This is a genomic window from Frankia sp. CcCS3 (genome assembly GCF_977927575.1).
In genome coordinates this window covers 9,524-15,673 of sequence record NZ_CDWRCL010000086.1, presented here as the reverse complement: position 1 = coordinate 15,673, position 6,150 = coordinate 9,524, and the positions used below count along the sequence as shown (strand labels likewise).

Genomic DNA, 6,150 nt, shown 5'->3' with positions numbered 1-6,150 from the left:
CACGTCGTGCCTGTACCTCCATCAAGGTTCTGACCGGCATCTTTTGGGTGATCGGGTCGCATCCCGGGTCCATCCCTGGGGTGCACATGCCGCGCGGCTCGGCCGATGGGACTGTGCGGCGACATGGTTCCAGCGGCCCGACGTCTGGTGGAATCCTGCTGCGAGTGAATCAACCCGTGTGGTCTGGGATGACGTCATGTCGGGCGAGCAAGGGGAGCAGGGTGTGGCGGCCCTGGGTGATGGTCCACTGCTCCGCGACGAGACCAGCGATACGGGCGCCTGCGATGTTCTTCTCGTTGTCGTCGATGAACAGGATGCTGGCCGGGTCCACGCCGATGCGGCGGGCGGCCTCGGTGAAGAAGGCGGGGGCGGGCTTGGCGATGCCGAGGTCGCAGGAGTAGCAGCTGACGTCGAACAAGCGGTCGTAGCCAAGCGCCGAGCGCATGTAGGCGGCGCGGTGCCGCTCCTGGTTCGTGCCGAGATGGACACCGTAACCGCGCAACCGCAGGGCCCGGACCAGCGCGAGAGATTCGTCCATGACGTCGATCCGGTGCCACACGTCTCGGTACACGTCTTCGACCGGCGTCGATACGGCGAACTCGGCCAGGGTCGCCGCGAGCACCGGCATGTAGTCACCGCGCCCCGCGAGCATCGGGAGCTCGTCCTTCCAGGTCCGGTGGAGGAACTCCCGCGAACGCTCGCCCAGGTACGGCTCCATCGCCGCGTACCAACCTCCAGGGATCTCCTGAAGGACTCCGTCCGCGTCGAACAGCACGTGCCTGACGCCTGCCACCGATCTTCGCCTCCTTTTCGAGACCGGGTCAATGGGGCAGCCGTTCTCACAGATGTCCCACAGAGTCTGGCCCGCCAGGCGGAGGCTGCTGGGGGGACGTCCACAAGATGCCCGGTGGGTGTCCAGTCGTGAGGGGAGATTGATCTACGGGGAGCACCGGGCGACGCGTTAGCGAAGCAGGCCGAGGTAGCGCGAGAGGGTGTGCTCGACCTGGGCCATGTCATCGCGGGAGAGGTAGTCCACGAGTTCACCCGCGACATAGGCGCTGTCGATGGTCCGGATCTGATCGATCAGGATCCTGGTCGACCGTCCCGCAATGATCACCTCTGGTCTGAAGGTGGATGCCTGCGCGCTGGTCGACGTGGGAGCGATCGTGACCGTGGACCACGTGTTCTGTTCCATGCTCAGGACGAGGCCGAGCCGACGCCCCCGCTGTTCATGCCCGCGCTTGGCGTCGCCGAGGTCGACCGGGTATACCGCCCCGCGGATCAGGGCTGGTCCTGGGACCTGGCTGGTACCGCGAGGTTCGTACCTGTGATCACGATGTTGCCGTTGGTGTCATACCCCCACGTGTCGGGCTCGGCGGACAGGTCCTCGTTCCGCAGCCGGTGCATGTCCTCGCGGGCGCGCGTCTCCCACGCCTCCCGGTCCAGCAGCCGCAGGGCACGCCGGATGACGTCGCTGGTCTTCTCGTCCTGACGGCGGTTGGCCTCGACGATCCGGAGGTCCTCTTCGGTGGGACGGAACCCGACACTCATGAGGCCACCATACAACAAACGTACAACAGTCGGGGTGGGTTTGGCGGACGCGCAGATCGAGGCATGTGTGTCCTGGGGGTGGTACCGATCGTGCTCACCCACGCCCGTGCGCTGCTGGCCAGCACCCCGCAGGGGCGCACCGCCTACCTCGACGCCGACCTGCGGGACATCGACAGGATCCTCGCCGCCCCGCAGCTACACAGCACCCTCGACCTCACTCGGCCGGTCGCCCTGTCCGTCATCGCGATCTTCCATTTCATCCCCGACGCGGATAACCCCTACGGGATCGTGCGCCGGCTCCTCGACGCGTTGCCGTCGGGTAGCTACCTTGTCCTCACCCACGGCACCGGAGATTATGATCCGGACGCGGATCGGGGGATGAACACCTTCCGGCAGAAGGGGATTCCGTTCCAGCTCCGCAGCCGATCCGAAGTCGAACGTTTCTTCGACGGCTTGGAGCTAGTCGACCCCGGCGTTCAGCTGGCCCACCGCTGGCGGCCGGACAACCCAGATACACGGGCTCTGACAGACGCCCAGGTCAATATCTACGGCGGTGTCGGCCGGAAGTAGGCGGACGGCCCACCGGACCGGGCGTGGTGGAGCCCGGCCGCGGACCGGGCCCGACAGCGGACTGGGCCCGACAGCGGACCGGGATGGTTGCGGAAAGTGATAGCGGAAAGTAGCAGCGGCTAGGTGGGTGGGGTGAAGGTGGGGTCGGGGGTGTCGGAGCCGCGCCACAGGTAGGCGGTCAGCCGCTGGCCGTGTTCCCGTTCCTGCTGGGGGTTGGCGGGCAGGGGCCAGCGGAGCTGGGTGTAGAGGACGGTGCGGTGCTGGTCGTAGGCGGCTTCGATCAGGTCCCCGAAGACCTGGGCCCGGGCCGGGACGATCACGACGACGGCGGTGACGGCGACGGCCAGGCCGATCGGGATGGCCAGGATGGTCAGGGGTGCGAACGCGCAGAACAGCGGCCCCCAGATCGCGGTGGTGACCGCACTGTCCGGTGAGCTGCAAACGGTTGGTGTAGTCCGCGGCTCCGGCGACCCGGTGGGTATTTTTCCACCCTGCCGGGTGCTTTGTCTTCCAGGACGACAGGTGTCGTCGCCGCCGTCAGCGGCGGGGTCGGCGCCGGGGACGTGCGGGGCAACCTGTTCGCCGATGACCCGGATCGCGATGAAGGAGACCGCGGCGTCTCCACGCCATCCAAGATCGTCGTGGCCCCGCCGGCTCGGCGTCTCGCGTGAGCCGGCAGGAACGTGGGCCGGCAGGACAATCTCAGACGGCCCGGGTGGGCACGCGATCTACCCGTCATGACCGTCTTCGCCCCGGCCTGCCCCACCTGGTCAGCCACCGCCTGGAGGCAGCCGCACTTAACGGCGAACTTAACCGCCGTAGGCTCGTATGATGCTGGCTATGGTCGGTGACAGGGCCTCGCATGCCACGCCGTTGTCGGTGGCGCGGTCGCTGCGTCTGCTCGGCGAGCATGTGTCGACCTGGCGGAAGCTGAACCGGCTGACCGCGGCCCAGGTCGCCCAGCGAGCCGGGATCTCCCGGGACACGCTGCGCGCCATCGAGCAGGGTAAGGGCACCGCGAGCACCGAGAACCTGTTCAGGGTGCTACGCACCATCGGGATCATGGATGCCGTCGTCAGGGCCACCGACCCGTACGAGACCGACATCGGCCGGCTGCGCATGGACGAGATCCTCCCCAAGCGAGTACGGCGCTGATGGCCGGACGGGATCCTGTCGAGGTCACCGTCGAGATCGACGGGCAGGAGACCGCCGCCGGGACGTTGTGGCTTCACGACCGCGGCGGACAGAGCGCCACGTTCCGATATGCCGACGCCTACCTGACCAACCCGGCCGGATACGACCTCGACCCGGCGCTGGCCAGAGCCGCCGGCGTCTTCCACACGCCGCCGGGGTCGGCCATCTTCAACGCGTTCGCCGACAGCGCCCCCGACCGATGGGGCGAGAACCTCATGAGGCGTGAGGAGCGCGAGCGCGCCCGCGCCGCCGAGACCACACCTCGCACTCTCGGTAAGGCCGACTTCCTTCTCGGCGTCCGCGACGACACCCGCCAGGGAGGTGTCAGGTTCCGCCAGCCGGCGACCGCCACCTACTATTCGACGCACCGGCACGCGGTCCCACGGCTGATCGACCTGGCCCGGCTCATGCGAGCAGCCGACCGCGTCCGCGCGGAGGGCGACTTCGACCGCGACCTCGCGGACCTCATCGACGCAGGTAGCTCGCTCGGCGGCGCGCGCCCCAAGGCGGCGGTGCGGGACGTGTCCGGGCGGCTCTCGATCGCCAAGTTCCCGCGTTCGGACAGTGACGAATGGGACGTGGCCGGTTGGGAGGAGGTACAACTGAGACTCGCTCGCAGAGCGGGGCTTACCGTGGCGGAGTCGGAACTGCTGACCGTTGTCGGCCGGCACGTACTACTCCTGAGCCGCTTCGACCGCATCGGCGCGCGGCGTCTGGGGTTCGCAAGCGCCCTGACCATGCTCGAGGCCTCCGACGAGGACCTCCGCAGCTACCTCGAGATCGCCGAGGTGATCGAACGCTACTCGCCGAGAGCTGACGCCGACCTGCGTGAGCTCTACCGGCGGATCCTGTTCTCCATCCTGACCGGAAACACTGACGACCACCTGCGCAATCACGCGTTCCTGCGCGAGCGAGACGGCTGGGCGCTCTCTCCTGCCTACGACCTCAACCCCAATCCGGACAACCCGGCCCGGCTGAGCACGGCCGTCGATCTCGACAACACCGACGCAAGCATCGACCTCGCGCTGTCGGTGGGCAACTACTTCCGCTTGTCGCCGCCGAGGGCCCGCGACCTCGTCAGGGAGGTGGAGACCGCCACGGCGGGCTGGCGGCAGGCCGCAGCCGGGCTCGGCATCCCGAAAAGCCAGGCCAACCGGATGGCAGTGGCCTACGAGAGCGAACAGCGACGGATCGCCCGTGCTCTCAGTGTGCCTTGAGATGTTGCCGGCGGTTACGACGAAGCACGCCCGCGGCGGCATCGCTACAACGCGACCCTGGCAGACTTGATCGACGCTGGCCTCCTGCGCGCTGGCGAGCGGCTCGTCGGGCGCCGCAGCGGTCGGCTGTTCCCAGCGACCCTGACGGCCGACGGCCGGATCCGCACGGCCTCCGGCGAGGTCTACCGCTCGGCGAGCGCCGCAGCCAAGGCTGCTCCACCGGAGCGCCCAACCCGGGCGACTGGCGGTTCTGGCGAGTGGAACGAACGAACGACACGCTGTTCGCGACCCGTGCCCGATACCTGCTGTCCTCCGGCGCCGAGCGGAACGGCTGAGGCATGCGGGCCCGCCCCGACGATCACGGTCGCGAGACGGGTCGAGGTGTCCGGAACCGCCAGGACTACAGAACACCCGTTCGATTCGGTAGATGATGTCACGGGCGGCGCGGTCACTGGACATCTCCCCTGCTCAGGTGTCCGGTGACAGGCATCTCGGCCCGTCGACAGCCGTGACCTGGGCAGATCAACTTCGATGGCAAAATCCGTGGGCGTCCTTTTGCCGTTGAAGTCGGCCCCCGACCACCGGACCATGATCTTGCCAGTCAAGTCGGCTCTTCGGGGGTGGCCGCGGGCGGTGAGGAGGGCGACGACGGCTCTGATTGTTTCGGGGTGGGTGGCTGCTTCGACGAGGTCTGGCGTGGTGGGACTGAGGCCAGGGTTCGAGGCGATGGCCTTCGCTGTCTCCCGCTCGGTCAGCTTGCCTCCCCGGCGCATTCCGAACAAGGCCGAAATCATCTCGTAGTCGAGCAGGCCGGGTGCCGCGAACGATTCGACACCGCGAGTCGACGGCGCACGGCGACCCCGCCCGCGCTGTGGTCTGTCAGCGTTCGCACCAACGCCGAACAGTCGATCACGGCCATGACCTTACTGTAGCCGCTGCGCCTGCAATATTGCAGGCACAGCGGTCCAGGTCGTCAACGCGCCGCCGACGGTCGCCGCGTCCCGCGGTCGACGGGAGCAGTCCGCAGCAGACTGCGATTGCCGCGGCAACCGCCAGGAGTGTGGCTGCGATCTCAGGACCTGCCAGATCCACGGAACACCCGTTCGACCCTCAATTCTACGGAAGGAAGGACAACTGATGCCCCGATAGGACGGCGTTTTCTCCCCGCCGTAAACGGCGGGGCCTCCACGCCACAAAACCGGTAAGGAGGGGGCGACCGAGGAGAATGGTGAAGCTGGAGGGGAGCCGGAGCGCCGCCTTCCCGCCACCCGCGCGCGGCGGCCACGGGACGCGAGCGCCGGACATCGCAGAGCTACGATGTCCGGCGCCGCGGTGGCCGGAGAACCCGGGCGAGCATTGCCGATTGGAATCCGTTCCGGACGCCCTGGCCAACCCCGCTACACGTCTCTCCTAGGGGACGTAATGAAGTAACAAATACGTGATCGAGAGCATCATCGCAGGTCACAGGCCTGTGGAGGGTTCGAAACGCGCAAGTTATTTCATTTCGACTCCCTAGCGGTTCGCTGTATTTCAGTGGCGTTCCGTCCGGGTCCTCTCGTCAACTCAGTCCCAGTCCCAATCCCAATCCCAGTCGTCCTTGTGGTGCCGGTCCTTACCG

The 6,150-nt window shown here is 67.5% G+C and carries 5 protein-coding genes and 3 pseudogenes; 4 read left to right on the top strand and 4 right to left on the bottom strand.

Translation table 11 applies throughout. The features are described from left to right. Positions 1–169: 169 nt before the first annotated feature. From AC08OQ_RS09910 to AC08OQ_RS09900, 3 genes are all read right to left on the bottom strand, one after another. Positions 170–793 carry an HAD family hydrolase gene (locus tag AC08OQ_RS09910; RefSeq protein WP_476605656.1) on the bottom strand — a complete coding sequence of 208 codons (624 nt, stop codon included), beginning with the start codon at positions 791–793 and terminating at the stop codon, positions 170–172. A gap of 168 nt (positions 794–961) precedes the next feature. Next, positions 962–1,282: a type II toxin-antitoxin system PemK/MazF family toxin gene (locus AC08OQ_RS09905; protein WP_277870118.1), complete on the bottom strand. Its 321-nt coding sequence runs from the start codon at positions 1,280–1,282 to the stop codon at positions 962–964. After that, positions 1,282–1,551 carry a hypothetical protein gene (locus tag AC08OQ_RS09900; RefSeq protein ID WP_476605657.1) on the bottom strand — a complete coding sequence of 90 codons (270 nt, stop codon included), beginning with the start codon at positions 1,549–1,551 and terminating at the stop codon, positions 1,282–1,284. Before AC08OQ_RS09900 ends, AC08OQ_RS09905 begins: the two co-directional genes overlap by 1 nt. An 84-nt stretch (positions 1,552–1,635) precedes the next feature. On the opposite strand from AC08OQ_RS09900, the pseudogene AC08OQ_RS09895 reads away from it, so the two are divergent. After that, positions 1,636–2,121, top strand: a pseudogene (locus AC08OQ_RS09895) (SAM-dependent methyltransferase); the annotation flags it as partial. Positions 2,122–2,240: 119 nt separating this feature from the next. On the opposite strand, the pseudogene AC08OQ_RS09890 reads toward AC08OQ_RS09895, so the two are convergent. Continuing rightward, positions 2,241–2,555: pseudogene (locus AC08OQ_RS09890) on the bottom strand (hypothetical protein); the annotation flags it as partial. 406 nt (positions 2,556–2,961) lie between these two features. Here AC08OQ_RS09890 and AC08OQ_RS09885 point away from each other — a divergent pair. The 3 genes and pseudogenes from AC08OQ_RS09885 to AC08OQ_RS09875 form a co-directional block, all read left to right on the top strand. Next, positions 2,962–3,276, top strand: coding sequence for a helix-turn-helix domain-containing protein (locus AC08OQ_RS09885; protein WP_462188213.1), 315 nt, complete (start codon positions 2,962–2,964; stop codon positions 3,274–3,276). Beyond that, positions 3,276–4,532, top strand: coding sequence for a type II toxin-antitoxin system HipA family toxin (locus tag AC08OQ_RS09880; protein WP_476602317.1), 1,257 nt, complete (start codon positions 3,276–3,278; stop codon positions 4,530–4,532). Before AC08OQ_RS09885 ends, AC08OQ_RS09880 begins: the two co-directional genes overlap by 1 nt. A gap of 33 nt (positions 4,533–4,565) precedes the next feature. Continuing rightward, positions 4,566–5,015 (top strand): annotated as a pseudogene (locus AC08OQ_RS09875) (restriction system modified-DNA reader domain-containing protein); the annotation flags it as partial. Positions 5,016–6,150: the final 1,135 nt, after the last annotated feature.

What these genes read in the sequence shown, in the direction of transcription:
- AC08OQ_RS09900 (WP_476605657.1), bottom strand. Translation starts at nt 1,551, where the DNA reads ATGAGTGTCGGGTTCCGTCCCACCGAAGAGGACCTCCGGATCGTCGAG.
- AC08OQ_RS09885 (WP_462188213.1), top strand. Translation starts at nt 2,962, where the DNA reads ATGGTCGGTGACAGGGCCTCGCATGCCACGCCGTTGTCGGTGGCGCGG.
- AC08OQ_RS09880 (WP_476602317.1), top strand. Translation starts at nt 3,276, where the DNA reads ATGGCCGGACGGGATCCTGTCGAGGTCACCGTCGAGATCGACGGGCAG.